This window comes from Adlercreutzia sp. ZJ242, assembly GCF_011038995.1.
In the GTDB taxonomy this organism is placed as follows: Bacteria; Actinomycetota; Coriobacteriia; order Coriobacteriales; family Eggerthellaceae; genus CAAEEV01.
Window position 1 is genome coordinate 13,901 of record NZ_JAAKEE010000033.1, and the last position, 14,133, is coordinate 28,033.

The following is a 14,133-nucleotide window of genomic DNA, read 5'->3' on the forward strand; positions in this document are numbered from 1 at the left end:
TGCGCTTGGAGCGGCAAGGGTGGGTGCGTCAGGGCCTCGCAGCGTCAAGCGGTTCGCTTGTCCCGTCAGGGCAAGCGAAACTTCCTACGCGAAGAAGATGCCGATCTCGCGCTCGGCGGACTCGGGGCTGTCGGAGCCGTGGATCACGTTCTCGTCCATGATCAGGCCGAAGTCGCCGCGGATGGTGCCGGGGGCAGCCTCAGCCGGGTTGGTGGCGCCCATGAGGGAGCGGCACTTGGCGACGGCGCCCTCGCCGGAGATGACCATCTTCACAACCGGACCGGAGGTGATGTAGGCGATGAGGCCCTCGTAGAACGGCTTGCCCTCGTGCTCGGCGTAGTTGGCCTTCGCCTGCTCGGGGGTGACCATGCCGAGCTCCATGCGCTCGACGGTGAGGCCGGCGCGCTCGAAGCGGTTGACGATCTCGCCGATGTGGCCGTTGCGCACGCCGTCCGGCTTGATCATGGAGTAGGTCTTCTGGATTGCCATGGGTTTCCTTTCGATCTCGTCTCTCTATTAGCTGGCGACGCGCGCGGAGGGGCGCAGGGCCCGCCCGGGGCGCCGCCGATGCTCGAAGTCAAGCGCGGCGGCCCGCAGCCGCCGCGTCTTCCTAGTTCTGGCTGGGGAAGTACAGCTCCACGTTGGAGATCTTCCAGCCGATCATGTCGCGCACCATGCTCAGGCGGTACGTCACGTCGCCGCCCTGCTCGGTGGAGGCCGTGACGAACACCTCCGAGTCGCTCATGGAGCGGTTCACGCCGTCGACGGTGGCGTCCGCGTCGGTCACCACCGGGTCGAGCATGGAGTCGATGTCGACCTCGTCCATGTTCGCGAACAGGCTCGCCTTGGCCGCCTCGGGGTCGGCGAACAGCTGCTTGGCCACGGTCTCCTGCGTGGGGAAGCCGTAGCCCTGGCTGTAGGCGAACACCGCGCCGGCGAACGCCAGCACGATCACCACGATGAGCGCAACGAGGATCTTGAGCCCCACGTTGCGGCGCTTGCGGTCCTGCTTGGCCAGGCCGCGCGACCACTGCTCGAGCTCCTCCTCGGAGGCGTTGAAGAAGCGGTCCTCGTCGCCCTGGTAGGCGCCGACGTAGCCCGGGTAGGCGCCCGCGTTCTGGTCGTACCCCTCGTCGTAGTAGAAGGGGTCGGCGGCGTAGTCGTCCTCGTAGAGGGGGTCGCCGTCAGCCGACACGTCGAGGCCCGAGATGTCGGCCAGGTCGAGCACCTGCGTCAGCTCGGAGGTGCCCTGGGCCACCGCACCTACCGCGCGCTGGTAGTCGACGCTCGCGGAGTCGGACAGGAAGTAGGTCTTGTCGGCGATGGCGCCCTCGAACGCCTCGACGGCCTTCTCCATCTGGCCGCAGGCCACGTGCGCCTGGCCGAGGCTCGCGAGCAGCTTGTTGCGCGTGTCGGGAGCCATGTCGAACTGCAGCGCGCTCTCGTAGGAGGCCACCGCGTCGGCGGGGCGGTTGAGCGCCATGAAGCACACGCCCAGGTTCAGCAGCGCGCGCGTGGGATCGGGGTTGGCCTCGTCGAGCGCGGCCTCGCGGAAGGCCACGCCCGCCTCGGCGCTCTTGCCGAGCTTCATCAGAGCGTTGCCCATGCCCATGTACGCCTTGAACGGCGTGTCGTAGCCGTCGTCGGCCACCGCGGCCTCGAAGCGGCCCACCGCGTTCTCGTAGTCGCGCAGCGAGGCGTACGCCATGCCGAGGTTGCACTCCACCGTGCCGAGCGCGCCGTAGGCCGCGTCGGCCGTGGCCTGCGTGTAGGCTTGGATGGCCTCGGCGGGGTTCTTCAGCTTCACCAGGCAGTTGCCGATGCGGTGGTACAGAAGGCCCATCTCGCCGGGAGCGAGCGGGGCGCTGGCGTCCTGCAGGCAGTCGGTGAACCCGATGAGCGCGCCTTGGAAGTCACGCTGCTGGTACTGGGCGTTGGCTCGATTGAATAGCTCGTTGTTCACTTTGTTCCTCTGATCTTAGTTGACTGTGCCGAAGAGGAGGCGTCCTACTCGGCTGCGTTCTCGATCACGACGGACTCGATGACGTCGCCCACGCGCAGCTTGCCGATGACGTCCATGCCCTCGACGGTCTGGCCGAACACCGTGTAGCCGTCGTCGAGCATGGGCTGGGCGCCCAGGCAGAAGTAGAACTGCGAGCCCGCGGAGTTGGGGTTGGACGAGCGGGCCATGGCCAGCGTGCCGTCGTTGTGCTCGTTGTGCGGGTTGGTGGTGAACTCCTCCTTGATGGAGTAGCCCGGGTTGCCGGTGCCGCAGCCGCGGCGCGAGCCCTCGTTGATCACCTGCTCGGACGTGAGGTCGCGCGTGGTGGGGCAGCCGCCCTGGATGACGAAGCCCGGCACGTAGCGGTGGAACTTGAGGTTGTCGTAGAAGCCCTTCTGCGCGAGCTCGACGAAGTTGCCCACGTGGATGGGGGCGTCCTTGCCGGCCAGCTGCACGCGGATGGTGCCCTTCGACGTGGTGAGCACCGCGATCTCGTCGCCGGTGGGCTGGTACGCGGGGGTGTAGAGTGCCATAGCGTTTCCTCTTCCGTCAGCGGCGCCCGCGCGCCCAGGTCCGCCGGGACCCGCCGCGAACCCGCCCGGGGCCCGCCGTCGCGCGCATGCGCCATTAGAACTAATCACATACGATCTGAAATTCTACCAACAATGAAGGCCCGACGGGCAAAAACCTAGCAATCTTCACGTGCGAGGATGCTCGCGGTCTCCACGTGGTAGGTCTGCGGGAAGAGGTCGACGGGGGTGGCCCTCACGAGGCGGTAGCCGCGCTGCTCGAAGAGCGCGACGTCGCGCGCCCAGGTCTGGGGGTCGCAGCTCACGTACGCCACGCGCGCGGGGCCCGCGGCCGCGATCGAGTCCACCACGCCGCGGGCGAGCCCCGCGCGCGGCGGGTCCACCACGAGCGCGTCGAGCTCGCCGAGATCGGGCAGCTCGCGCGCGGTGTCGCCGCAGACGGCCTCCACGAACACCTTGTTCGCGTCCGCGTTGCGGCGCAGGTCGCGCACGGACGAGCCCGCCACCTCGACGGCCACCACGTCGGCGCCCGCCTGCGCGAGCGGGATGGAGAACGTGCCGCCGCCCGCGTACAGGTCGGCCACGTACATGCCCGGGGAAACCTCGAGCCCCTCCATGACGAGCCTCACGAGCTTCTCGGCCTGGGCGGTGTTCACCTGGAAGAACGACGGCGCGCTCGTGAGGAAGCGCGCGTCGCACACGCTCTCCTCCCACAGGCCGCGCCCGTCGAGCACCTCCACCTTCTTCACCTTGCGCGCGCACCCCGGCTCGGCGAGCACGCGCACCACCGACGTGGCCTTGACGGCGTCCTTCAGGGTCTTGGCGACCGCGGCGCGCGGGAACGCGCTCGGCGGCGTCCACAGCGCGATCTCGGTGCTCTTCGTGCGCAGGCTCGCGCGCACCCCCACGCGGAAGATGCCCAGGTCCTGCGAGCCCTGCAGGTAGCGCAGCGCTCCGCGCAGGGCCTTCGGCGCGCGCTCGATGAAGCGGACGGCGAGCGGGCAGGCGTCGACCGACACCAAGTCGTGCGTGCCCTCGCGGAAGAACCCCAGCGTGAGGCGGCCCGCCGCGTCGGTGCCGCAGGCGAACTCGAGCTTGTTGCGGTAGCCCCACTGGCGCTTGCTCGGCGCGCACTCCCCCACGAGCTCCTCGGCGCGCGCGGCGTCCATGTGGGCTGTGCGCACGAGCGCGTCGACGACGCAGGCGCGCTTGGCCTCGAGCTGCGCGGCGTAGGTGAGGTGCGCCCACGGGCAGCCCCCGCAGCCGCGCGCGCAGGCGGGCCGGAGCTCGCGCGTCTGCGCCGGCTCGAGCACGCGCGTCATGCGGGCGCGGGCGAAGGAGGGCTTCTCCTCGGTGACCTGGACCTCGACGGTCTCCTGCGGGGCGGCGCCCTCCACGAACACGGTCTTGCCGCTCGCCAGGCGCCCCACCGCCGCCGAGCCGTAGCTCATGCGCTCGATCCGCACCACCTCGCGCGCCGCCGCGCCAGCTGCCGCTTCGCTGGCTGTTGCTTCGTTGGCTGTTGCTTCGTTGGCCGCTGTCTTGCCAGCTGCTGTCTTGCTGCCAGCCGCCTCGCGCATACCCTGGCTCTCGTCCATGAACGCTCCCCCTCAACCTGTAAACCGCCTTTTCGGCGGATCATCGCGTAATCAAACCGCCGCGCTGGCACGACGGCGCATCGGCAGACCATCGCGCCGTCAGCTGCCATGCTGGCAAGCCGTCTCGTTGCCCCGACCATTTTAAGGCTTCCCGACGACTCCCGCCCAAAGCACCGCAACTCCGCAGAAACAAACCCGCGCGGTGGCCTGGCGCCCCTTCGGCGTGCGCCCGGTTTATCCTTATTTTGGCGAACGGGGTTTCTCGCTTGCAGCGCACCGCGCATTTGGTAATATGGTCAGGTTCGCTCGCGAGGCGCCGCGGATGAGACGGCTTTGTTGTCCCCGTGCCTCAGCACAAGCGACTCCCCGCCCTCGTAGCTCAGGGGATAGAGCACTTGCCTCCGGAGCAAGGTGCCGCTGGTTCGAATCCAGTCGAGGGCACCAGGTCATTTCCGCAGGTCAGCCGCAAGAAAGCGCGCTGACCTGCTCGCTTTTCACCCCTCAATTATGGAGAAGGGGTGCGCCTCTGGAAGAGCGCGTCTGCAGCCCAATGGAGAGGAGGTGCGCCCCTAGAAGAGCGTGCCTGCAGCCCAACCACCGACAACGACGTTTTTTCATCCACCCCTCAAGCGATTCTGGATGAAACAAGGCCGTTATCGGTGCTTTTTCGAGAAAAGTGGATGCCAAAGCGCCGTTGTCGGTGGTTTTCGGGGCTCGAATCGCCGATAACGGGCATTTTCCATCCAGCTTCCCAGAGTCGTGGATGGAAATAGGGCATTGTCGGTGCTCAGGGCTTCGCGCCCGCATCGTCCATTTCGGCAGAATCTTCTGCCGAAACGCCCTTTTCGCGCTCAACGAGAGGCGACCGCTCTTCCCTTCGTCATCCGCTCGCGATCTGCATTCCTTCCACACGTCAAGAACAAACTCTCCAACAGCCGCTATAGCAGCCATGGTGAAAAGAGCTTTCTCCATCATAGGCGACCACTCCTCCCAAGAAGGAGCGCCGCCCGCGTCAGACTTTGCCGGTTCGGCCATTCTGTCGCCAGCAACATCTCCGACGCAATGAGCGCAGAGGATTCATGGAAGAATGAGCTGGGAGAAAGCCCGCGTCATGAATCGGTTTTATCGTCGTTGTTGCGACGACGAGCGACGAGTACGATCGCACACCCCGAGACGGCAGCGGCCGCGACTGCGATCGCAAGAGCGACAGCGAGCCGCCCGACAGCCTCATCGCCAGTTGCAGCCAAAGCAGACCCCTGGCTCAAGCCGGTCCGATAGGCTTCGACGGTAATCTGGGCCTGCTCCCGGTCAACCGGGTTCGCGAGCATCTCGTCGGTGATGACAAGCTCCCCTTCGCCGACGTCCGTGCCGAGGAAGTCGTTTTGCACGTCTTGGGAATCGGAATCATCAGTCAAAAGCTCGTGCAGCTCGTCTTCGTCCAACGTGGCGTCCGGAGGCAGCGCAGGGGACGCCCCGTCAGCCGAGCCCGTCGAGCCGGACGCAGATGACGAGGAGGGCGGAGCTGAGGGCGGCGTTTCGTCATCAGGCGTTATCGCGTCGTCGGGTTCAGGCGCCATCGTGTCCGGAATCGGCACGTCGTCGGGCAACCTCATCGAATCCGGCACGTACAGCACGTTGATGACGTTCTCGTCGGGGTTGAGCCCTACGCGAATCTGGCTCGGGTACGCATCGACGACGTAGGTGCCGTCAATCTCGTATTCGTAGGCGTCGCCCTCAACCAGCTTGTCATAGCGAACGTCAGTGAACGTCTCCGACCCAAGCTTGATGAACTCCACACCTTCCGGCGCGAGCGCGCCCGCCCAGGTATCGGCCGTGAGGTCGGCGCCTTCCATCAAGTAGTAGTTGACGGTGAACTGGTTGTTCCACAGCTTGAAGTAAAAGAGCTTGATGACGTTGTTCGCCGGATCACTCGAGACCGTGAGCTTGGCCGGCCACGCGTCGAAGAAGAAATGTCCCGGAATGTTCACGACGTAATCCCACGTGTCCAGCACATCGCCTTCATGCAGCCCTGAGACGACGCGCTCGCCGAGGAGAATGCGGCCATCTTCACCCGGTGTCACGTCAGGATCCTCGTATCCAACGTTCTCGTAGTATTGCAAGGTCACGCTGCAAGGCCCTTCGGCCGGCGTCGTCTCGGCCGACGGCGTCGTCTCGACCGCTTCGCCCTCGTCCTCGACGGCAGCAGGCGCATTCGCAGAGGGAAGCACCTCGTCATCGGCAGAGGACGTCGCCGGCGCCAACAGGACGCAGCCGCACAACGCCGCCACTATCGCAATGCCAATCTTCTTACGTCTCGTCATGATGATCACCCGCAGACAAAGCTCGAACGAGCAGCTTGCGCGAACGCAGCCGCTCCGCTATGCGAGAACCCGCATAGCTCGTTTCCCGAATGTGATCTCATCATGACGTCACAAGCCGGCGCAAAGCACGCCACGAGGCATCCGATGAACACCTGTAACCTCGCGCACGTGAGGCTTCAGGCAGAACTCAACAGCGGAATGACAGGAAGAAGACGGGCGAACGTCCCGACATATCTCGACCCCTGACCAGCATGCACCACAGCAGTGCGCCAACCTAGGGCTTCGAGCCTTACTTCCCCGCGTCGCCGGCGTCGAGGAACTTCTTCCTCGTCACGAAGTTCCACACCATCACGACGGCGGTGGCGAAGATCTTGGTGATGAGGTAGCTGATGCCGAGCATGCCCGTCCCCAACCACATGAGCGCGTCGTTGATGAGCAGGCCGATCACCGACAGCACCACGAAGATGACGAACTCGCGGCGGCGCGACATGCCCTCCTTGTGCGTGAACACGTAGCGCATGGACGCGAAGTAGTTGAACGTCACCGACACGATGAACGAGATCGTGGCGCTCACGAGGTAGTTCACGCCGAAGAGCTCCGTCAGGGCCACCATGAGCCCGTAGTCGATGACGAACGCGATGACGCCCACCACGCCGAACTTCATTATCTGGTCGATGAGCTTTCTCACGCGCGGCTCCTCTGACGGCAAGCGAACGGGTCAACCGTTTTCGCGCGCGACGGCGGCGACCCGCAAGGCGCAGGCGCCGCAAGGCGGAGAAGAGCGCGCACGGAGACGCGTATGAGAACGTACCCGAGAGCGTGTACGAAAAAGGCCGATGCGAACATCGGCCCTCGTCTCTCATGGTGCCCCCAACGGGAATCGAACCCGTGTCTCAGCCTTGAAAGGGCCGCGTCCTGACCTCTAGACTATGGGGACCAAACGTCTTCTCGCGAAAACAGCTGTACCAGTATGCCAGAGAGCGCGTTTGCTTGCAAGCCGATCGCGCGACTTTTTCACGCAAAGCGAACGGGAACACCCTGCGTACGGGCCGCGAAACGGGCTGCCCGCGGGCGCGAAGCCGCGCAGGCGCGGACTCGGCCGGCGCTATGGAAGGCGCGGCGCGAGAAGCAGGCGAAACGGACAAGCACATCTCGCGGAGAAGCATGTAAACGAGCGCATACGCGCATGCGCCTCAGCCGTGCTATGATGCCGTGCCAAGGGCGAGACCGCGAACGCCTGAGGAGCGCCTCAGCTGGGAGCTCCCGACCAACGAGGTCCCGCCCTTTCGCATGCCTCAATCCCACGGCCCGCAGGTCGAAGCCCGAAGCCAGCTGGCAGGCCACCGCGGCCGTCGTGAGCGCATCCCGCGCGTCACGCTCCCCTTCGCCGCTCCCTAGCGGCGGTACACCCGGTACACCTCGAGCTCCCACTGCTTGCGGCTGTTCTTCGCCACCGTGTCGAGGATGAGGCCGGCCGTGAACGAGAGCGCGCCGCACAGCACGAACGCCACCGCGAGCACCGCGGTGGGCAGCCTCTCCACCAGGCCCGTGGCCCAGAACTCCGCGACCACCGGCACGCCCGCCACCAGCCCGATCAGCACGAGCAGAAGCGCCAGCCACCCGAAGAACGCCATGGGGCGGCAGTCCTTGAACAGGCTCGCGATGGCCGCGAGCACCTTGGCGCCGTCGGTGAAGGTGGACAGCTTGCTCTCGGAGCCCTCGGGGCGGTCGCGATAGTCGATCGGCACGTCGATGACGCGCCAGCGCTTGTCCACCGCGTGGATGGAGATCTCCGTCTCGATCTGGAACCCCGACGACATCACCGGCATGGTCTTGACGAACGGGCGCGTGAAGGCGCGGTAGCCCGTCATCACGTCCTCGAAGGCGAACCCGTAGATGAGCTTGATGAGCCAGCGCACCAGGTCGTTGCCGAAGCCGTGGAAGGCGCGGTCGTTCTCCTCGCCGTAGGAGCCGTTCGAGAGGCGGTCGCCCACCGTCATGTCGGCCTCGCCCGCGGCCAGGGGCGCCACCAGGTCGGGCGCGGACTCGGCCGGGTAGGTGTCGTCGCCGTCGACCATCACGTAGAAGTCGGCCTCCACCTCGCGGAACATCGAGCGCACCACGTTGCCCTTGCCCTGGCGGCTCTCGGTGCGCACGAGCGCCCCGTGCTCGCGGGCGATCTGCGCCGTGCCGTCGGTGGAGTTGTTGTCGTAGACGTAGATCGCCGCCTCCGGCATCACGCGCCGGAAGTCGTCGACCACCTTGCCGATGGTCACCGCCTCGTTGTAGCAGGGCACGAGCACCGCCACGCCGGCGCCGCGCCGAACCGCCTCAACGCGCGCCGCCGTCCCCTCGCAGGCGGTCAATGTATTATTAAGCACGAAAGCTCCTTCGCAAACCTTTGCCAGACTGAGCAGCTATGTTACCAAAGCGGGCGCCCGTTAGGGGGCGCAGGGCGACGGCGGCATGCAAAATGCGGTATTATAGGCACATGGAATCTCAGGAACTCAGCCTTTCAGGTGCATCGAGCGAAGTCGAAGCCGACCGCGAGCCCCGCGTGCTCATCGTGCATGCCTCCGTGGGCTCGGGGCATCGCAGCGCCGCCAACGCCGTCGCCCAAGCCATGGAGCTCGTGCGCGACGACGCCGCGGAGGCCGCGGCGCTCGGCATCGACGTCCCCGGCAACCTGAAGGTCGAGGTGCTCGACGTCCTCGACTTCGGGCGCATCGTGTTCAACGGCGATCGGACCGCCTCCATGTTCACGGGCTTCACGCGCCCCTACTACGACCTCACCTGGCGCTACACCCTCACCGGGCGGCTTCTGTGGGCAGGCGGCACCGCATGGGCGCGCGTCATGTACCCCAAGTTCACCGAGTACGTGCGCACGGTGCGCCCGCTCGCCATCGTGTGCACGCACATCGTGGCCGCCAACGTGGCCGTGAGCGCGCGCATGATCACGGGCCAGTCCTTCCCCATCGTGTGCGTCCCCACCGACTACGAGGTGGAGGGGATGTGGCCGCACCTGCACACCGACCTGTTCTGCGTGGCGAACGAGTACATGGCCGAGACGCTGCGCCCGCGCCGCGTGCCCGAGGACCGCATCTTCATCTCGGGCATCCCCACGCGCCCGGCCTTCCGCACCGACTACGACCGCGCCCAGACGCGCGCGCAGTTTGCGCTGCCGGATGACGCGCACGTGGTGCTCGCGCTCGCCGGCGCGAAGCTGCCGCGGCCCTACGTGCACTTCCGCGAGGCGCTTGACCAGCTCATCCCCTACCTGCACACGTTCTCGGGCATCCACCTCGTGATCGTGGCGGGAAGCGACGACGAGTACGCGCGCCACGCGCGCCGTCTCGTGGCCGACCACGAGCTCGCCAACGTCACGGTGCTCGGGTACGTGGAGGACATGGCCGCGCTCATGGCTGCGAGCGACCTGGTCATCTGCAAGTCAGGCGGCCTCACGGTGACCGAGTGCCTCTGCGCGGGCGTCCCCATGATCCTCATGGGGCGCGCCTACGGCCAGGAGAAGGCCAACGTGCGCATGCTCACCGCGGCGGGCGCGGCCCTGCACGCCACCACGGCGCGCGAGCTCGTGGACACGCTGCGCCACGTGAACGCGCACCCCGAGTCGACGCACGCGATGCTCGTCAACGCGTCGTTCCTGCGCAAGCCCGACGCGGCGCTCGACATCACGCGCGCCACGTTCAAGCTCGTCGAGCTGGAGCCCTCGACCGACGTGAGGCTGCGCAAGAAGCACTTCCTGCATTTCTACTGGGGGCGCAAGCCCGCCCACATCCGCTAGCTGACCCGCGCCCGCGCAGACTTGAGGCGCGGGCGCCATCGAAAGGAACAACCCGGACATGACAACGTTTGCCGAACTCGGCCTGCCAGCCGCCGCGCTTGCGGCCGTCGACGACCTCGGATACACCGCGCCCACCCCCGTGCAGGCCCAGGCCGTGCCGCTCGTGCTCGAGGGGCGCGACGTGATCGCCGCCGCCAAGACGGGCACGGGCAAGACCGCCGCCTTCTCGCTGCCCGCCCTCGCACGCCTGCCGAAGAAGGCGAAGCCCAAGCGCCCGCGCATGCTCGTGGTCACCCCCACGCGCGAGCTCGCCGCGCAGATCGACGAGGTGTGCACGGCCATCGGGAAGCGCACCGGGCACCGCCTCGGGAGCGTGGTGGGCGGCGTGTCGCTCACGCCGCAGATCCAGCGCCTCGCGCGCGGCGTCGACGTGCTCATCGCCACGCCGGGGCGCCTGCTCGACCTCATGGGGCAGGCGGCCGTCAGCCTGTCGGAGGTGGAGGTGCTCGTGCTCGACGAGGCCGACCGCATGCTCGACATGGGCTTTCTGCCCTCCGTCACCAAGATCGTGGCCGCCACGCCCGCCACGCGCCAGACGCTTCTGTTCTCGGCCACCGTGGACCAGTCGATCATGAGCCAAGTGGGCTCGCTTCTGCGCGACCCCGCACTCGTGCAGATCGCCGTCAAGGGCGAGACGGCCGACACCGTGGACCAGTACGTCGCCGAGGTGCCGCACACCCTGAAGCCCGCCCTGCTCACGGCGCTTTTGCGCGAGCGCGGGCACAAGCGTGTCATCGTGTTCGCCCGCACGCGCCACCGCGCCGACGCGGCGTGCCGCAAGCTCAAGCGCGCCGGCTTCGTGGCCGAGGCCATCCACTCCGACCGCTCGCAGAACCAGCGCCGCCGCGCGCTCGACAACTTCGCCTCGGGCGCCACCGACATCCTCGTGGCGACCGACGTGCTCGCGCGCGGCATCGACGTGGAGGACGTGGCCTACGTGGTGAACTACGACCTGCCCACCCAGCCCGAGGACTACGTGCACCGCATCGGGCGCACGGGCCGCGCGGGCGCGCGCGGCTTCGCCGTGTCGTTCGCGAGCCCCGAGAACGCCGCCGAGCTCGCCGCCATCGAGAAGTTCACGAAGCGCAAGATCCCCGTCATCGAGGTGGCCGGCTTCGACCTCGAGGCCGCGGCGGCCGAGGCTGCCGCGCGCGCCACGCGCGTCGCCGCCAAGCACGACCCCGAGCTCGCCCAGGCCGCGCGCGAGCTGGCGAAGAAGAGCCGCAAGAAGGAGCGGGCCCGCGAGCGCGCCGCCGAGGAGCGGGCCGCGGCCGAGGCCGCCGGCGCGGGCAAGGCGGCGAAGGGCAGGCGGAAGAAGGCCGCCGGCAAGCCCGCCGCAGCCCTGGCCGCAGCCCCGGCGAAGCCGACCGGCAAGGCCAAGGCCGCAGGCAAGCCCGAGCGCGCGCCGAAGGGCAAGGCCGCCGGCAAGCCGAAGCCGTCCGGCAAGGCCAGCCCGGCCGGCAAGCCCGCGGCGCGCAAGGGCGCGCGCGGCGCGTCTGACCTGCGTCCCGGCCGCGCGCACCGCGCCGTCGTAGCCGAGCAGCGCCGCAAGAGGCGCTAGCAACTGAGCGCTCTAATTTCCCCGCTCACCGCCTCATCGCGCGCCCTGCGACGGGCTGCGAGTATCGTGTAACGCAACAGTTGGGGAAAGGAACGTTCATGAAGATTGCCGTTGCCTGCGACGGGCTCGTCGCCTCGGCGCACGCCGCTCGATGTGACAGCTTCATGTGCTATACCATCGAGCGGGGCATCATCGTCGACTGCAGGAACCTGCCGAACAACGGCATCACGAGCCACGAGGGCGCGCGCCTCATCATCGACCTGGGCTTCGACGCCCTCATCACCTCGGGCATCGACATCGACATGGCCGACGAGCTGTGCGCCGCCGGCGTGGAGGTGGTTGCCGGCGCTGCCGGCTCCTCGCGCGAGGTGGTCCAGTCCTACATCAGCCACACGCTCATGGGAGCCGTGCCGTTCTGCCACGCGGACGAGGACGAGGAGGCCGAGGAGGACATCGAGGCCGCCTTCGCCGCCCTCGAGGAGAAGATGCAGGCCGCAGGCGCCTAGCAGGGCAGGCGCCCGGGCGCCGTCCAAGCACGCCAAGCAGCAGGACCCCGGTCTGGCAACCAGACCGGGGTCCTCCCTTATTGATAACGAAAGAATCGCTTTGCTGGCCAAAGTCAGCGAGAGGCCCCGAGGTGCTTGTAATTGGCGTGAGAGCGAGGTGAAGCGTACTTCGGTACGCGAACCTCGCTCGGAGCGCCAAGGACAAGTGCCTCGGGGCCTCGCAGCATCGAGTCGTTCGCCGTTGCGTCAGCAACGGCGAAACAACTACAGGGCCTTCTTCGCAACCTCGACGATCGCGGTGAAGGCGGCCGGGTCGTTCACGGCCATGTCGGCGAGCACCTTGCGGTCGAGCTCGACGCCGGCCTTCTTGAGGCCGTTCATGAACACGGAGTAGGACAGGCCGTTCAGGCGGGCAGCCGCGTTGATGCGGGTGATCCACAGGCGGCGGATGTCGCGCTTCTTGTTGCGGCGGTCGCGGTACATGTACTGGAGCGAGTGCTGGACCTGCTCTTTCGCGGCACGATAGGAACGGGATTTCGCGCCGTAGTAACCCTTGGCACGATTAAGGACAGTACGACGCTTCTTGCGTGCGTGAACCGAGCGCTTTACACGAGGCATTCTTCAATCACTCCTTTTGAACTAGCGAAGACCGAGGTTGCGAGCCACGACCTTGTTGTCGGCCTTGGCGAGCTCCGTCTCATGGCGGAAGTTGCGCTTGCGCTTCTGGCTCTTCTTGGTCATGATGTGGCTCTTGTAGGCCTTGGCGCGCATGATCTTGCCGGAGCCGGTGACGCGGAAACGCTTGGCGGTGCCGCGATGAGTCTTCATCTTGGGCATGTTATTCGTCCTTCCCTTCTTGCTTTTCGTTTTCCTTCTTCTTCCTTGCCGCAGCGGGCAGAGGAGCGATGAGCATGTGCATGTTGCGGCCCTCCATCTTGGGCTGGTTCTCGATGACCGCAACGTCCTTGAGATCGTCAGCCAGGCGCTCCAGGATGGACAGACCCTGCTCCGGATGCGCCATCTCGCGCCCGCGGAACATGATGGTGATCTTCACCTTGTTGCCGGCGTCGAGGAAACGAAGCACGTGCTTCTTCTTGGTGGTGTAGTCCCCCACGTCGATCTTCGGGCGAAACTTCATTTCCTTGATCTCGATCTTGGTTTGGTTCTTGCGCGCTTGCTTGGCCTTGATGGCTTGATCGTACTTGAACTTGCCGTAGTCCATGATGCGACACACCGGCGGCTCGGCGTTGGGTGCGATCTCCACCAGGTCAAGTCCGGCGCTCTCAGCGATGCGCAGGGCCTGGGACGTGGGGTAGACGCCCATCTGGTTCCCGTCGAAGTCGATCAGACGGCACTCACGCACGGTGATCTCGTCGTTGAGCCGGGGCTCTTGAGCAGCTATCGCGCTCACCTCCTTCTGTGCACGTGCACATAAAAGAACCCGCAGGCGCGATGCGTGCGGGTCGTCATGATGCTGCCACGCGAGGTGGCCTATTCAAACGACCCATCAGCTGCGATCAGCGCCGAAACAGGTGGAGGGAATTCCCTCTCTTGATTAAACAGCTTGAATAGTATAGCGCGCGGCTGATGGTCGCGCAAGTGCGAATCTTCGCCATTTTGCTGGCGGACGGCGTAACTTTGATGGGGGCCATGCTCTCCCGATCTCCTACCAGCCCGTTCCGGCCATTCCGGAGTCGACGGCGGCAGCATAGCGCACCTCGGCCGACATGCCCGCCACGCTCGCGGCCGGCGG

Annotated in this window: 14 protein-coding genes and 2 tRNA genes; 4 read left to right on the top strand and 12 right to left on the bottom strand. The window is 66.6% G+C overall.

The annotated features are described in order from the left end of the window. Positions 1-84: 84 nt before the first annotated feature. From ndk to rlmD, 4 genes are all read right to left on the bottom strand, one after another. Complete coding sequence (gene ndk / locus G7Y49_RS08350) at positions 85-489, bottom strand: nucleoside-diphosphate kinase (protein ID WP_165172874.1); 405 nt, start codon at positions 487-489, stop codon at positions 85-87. A gap of 121 nt (positions 490-610) precedes the next feature. Beyond that, positions 611-1,963, bottom strand: a complete 1,353-nt coding sequence (locus G7Y49_RS08355) for a tetratricopeptide repeat protein (protein ID WP_165172876.1) — start codon at positions 1,961-1,963, stop codon at positions 611-613. Between the two features lie 44 nt (positions 1,964-2,007). Then, positions 2,008-2,535 carry a peptidylprolyl isomerase gene (locus G7Y49_RS08360; protein ID WP_165172878.1) on the bottom strand — a complete coding sequence of 176 codons (528 nt, stop codon included), beginning with the start codon at positions 2,533-2,535 and terminating at the stop codon, positions 2,008-2,010. A gap of 155 nt (positions 2,536-2,690) precedes the next feature. Then, positions 2,691-4,130 (bottom strand): 23S rRNA (uracil(1939)-C(5))-methyltransferase RlmD, encoded by a 1,440-nt coding sequence (gene rlmD, locus G7Y49_RS08365; RefSeq protein WP_255465931.1) that lies wholly within the window; start codon positions 4,128-4,130, stop codon positions 2,691-2,693. Positions 4,131-4,498: 368 nt separating this feature from the next. Here rlmD and G7Y49_RS08370 point away from each other — a divergent pair. After that, positions 4,499-4,574 (top strand) — tRNA-Arg (locus G7Y49_RS08370). Between the two features lie 57 nt (positions 4,575-4,631). Here G7Y49_RS08370 and G7Y49_RS08375 read toward each other — a convergent pair. The 5 genes from G7Y49_RS08375 to G7Y49_RS08395 form a co-directional block, all read right to left on the bottom strand. Beyond that, the gene (locus G7Y49_RS08375) at positions 4,632-5,105 is read right to left on the bottom strand and encodes a hypothetical protein (protein ID WP_165172880.1); all 474 of its coding nucleotides are present in this window, start codon (positions 5,103-5,105) and stop codon (positions 4,632-4,634) included. Between the two features lie 134 nt (positions 5,106-5,239). Further along, positions 5,240-6,460: a hypothetical protein gene (locus G7Y49_RS08380; protein ID WP_206214605.1), complete on the bottom strand. Its 1,221-nt coding sequence runs from the start codon at positions 6,458-6,460 to the stop codon at positions 5,240-5,242. A 280-nt stretch (positions 6,461-6,740) separates the two neighbouring features. After that, entirely contained in the window at positions 6,741-7,139 is a 399-nt protein-coding gene (locus G7Y49_RS08385; RefSeq protein ID WP_165172884.1) for a GtrA family protein, read from the bottom strand. Positions 7,140-7,313: 174 nt separating this feature from the next. Beyond that, positions 7,314-7,388 (bottom strand) — tRNA-Glu (locus tag G7Y49_RS08390). 457 nt (positions 7,389-7,845) lie between these two features. Beyond that, positions 7,846-8,760, bottom strand: coding sequence for a glycosyltransferase family 2 protein (locus G7Y49_RS08395; RefSeq protein WP_206214606.1), 915 nt, complete (start codon positions 8,758-8,760; stop codon positions 7,846-7,848). Positions 8,761-8,942: 182 nt separating this feature from the next. On the opposite strand from G7Y49_RS08395, the gene G7Y49_RS08400 reads away from it, so the two are divergent. The 3 genes from G7Y49_RS08400 to G7Y49_RS08410 all read left to right on the top strand — a co-directional run bounded on the left by G7Y49_RS08400 (position 8,943) and on the right by G7Y49_RS08410 (position 12,380). Next, positions 8,943-10,253, top strand: coding sequence for a glycosyltransferase (locus G7Y49_RS08400; RefSeq protein ID WP_241157347.1), 1,311 nt, complete (start codon positions 8,943-8,945; stop codon positions 10,251-10,253). Positions 10,254-10,311: 58 nt separating this feature from the next. Further along, positions 10,312-11,874 (top strand): DEAD/DEAH box helicase, encoded by a 1,563-nt coding sequence (locus G7Y49_RS08405; RefSeq protein ID WP_165172888.1) that lies wholly within the window; start codon positions 10,312-10,314, stop codon positions 11,872-11,874. Positions 11,875-11,972: 98 nt separating this feature from the next. Continuing rightward, positions 11,973-12,380 (top strand): NifB/NifX family molybdenum-iron cluster-binding protein, encoded by a 408-nt coding sequence (locus tag G7Y49_RS08410; protein WP_165172890.1) that lies wholly within the window; start codon positions 11,973-11,975, stop codon positions 12,378-12,380. A gap of 264 nt (positions 12,381-12,644) precedes the next feature. On the opposite strand, the gene rplT is transcribed toward G7Y49_RS08410, so the two are convergent. From rplT to infC, 3 genes are read right to left on the bottom strand one after another with little or no spacing between them, the layout of a single operon-like run. After that, entirely contained in the window at positions 12,645-12,998 is a 354-nt protein-coding gene (gene rplT / locus G7Y49_RS08415) for a 50S ribosomal protein L20 (RefSeq protein ID WP_165051285.1), read from the bottom strand. A 21-nt stretch (positions 12,999-13,019) separates the two neighbouring features. Next, positions 13,020-13,217, bottom strand: a complete 198-nt coding sequence (gene rpmI, locus G7Y49_RS08420) for a 50S ribosomal protein L35 (protein ID WP_165051279.1) — start codon at positions 13,215-13,217, stop codon at positions 13,020-13,022. Between the two features lies 1 nt (position 13,218). Next, a complete protein-coding gene (gene infC, locus G7Y49_RS08425; RefSeq protein WP_172137176.1) occupies positions 13,219-13,791 on the bottom strand; it encodes a translation initiation factor IF-3 in 573 nt (190 codons plus the stop codon). Positions 13,792-14,133 lie beyond the last annotated feature (342 nt).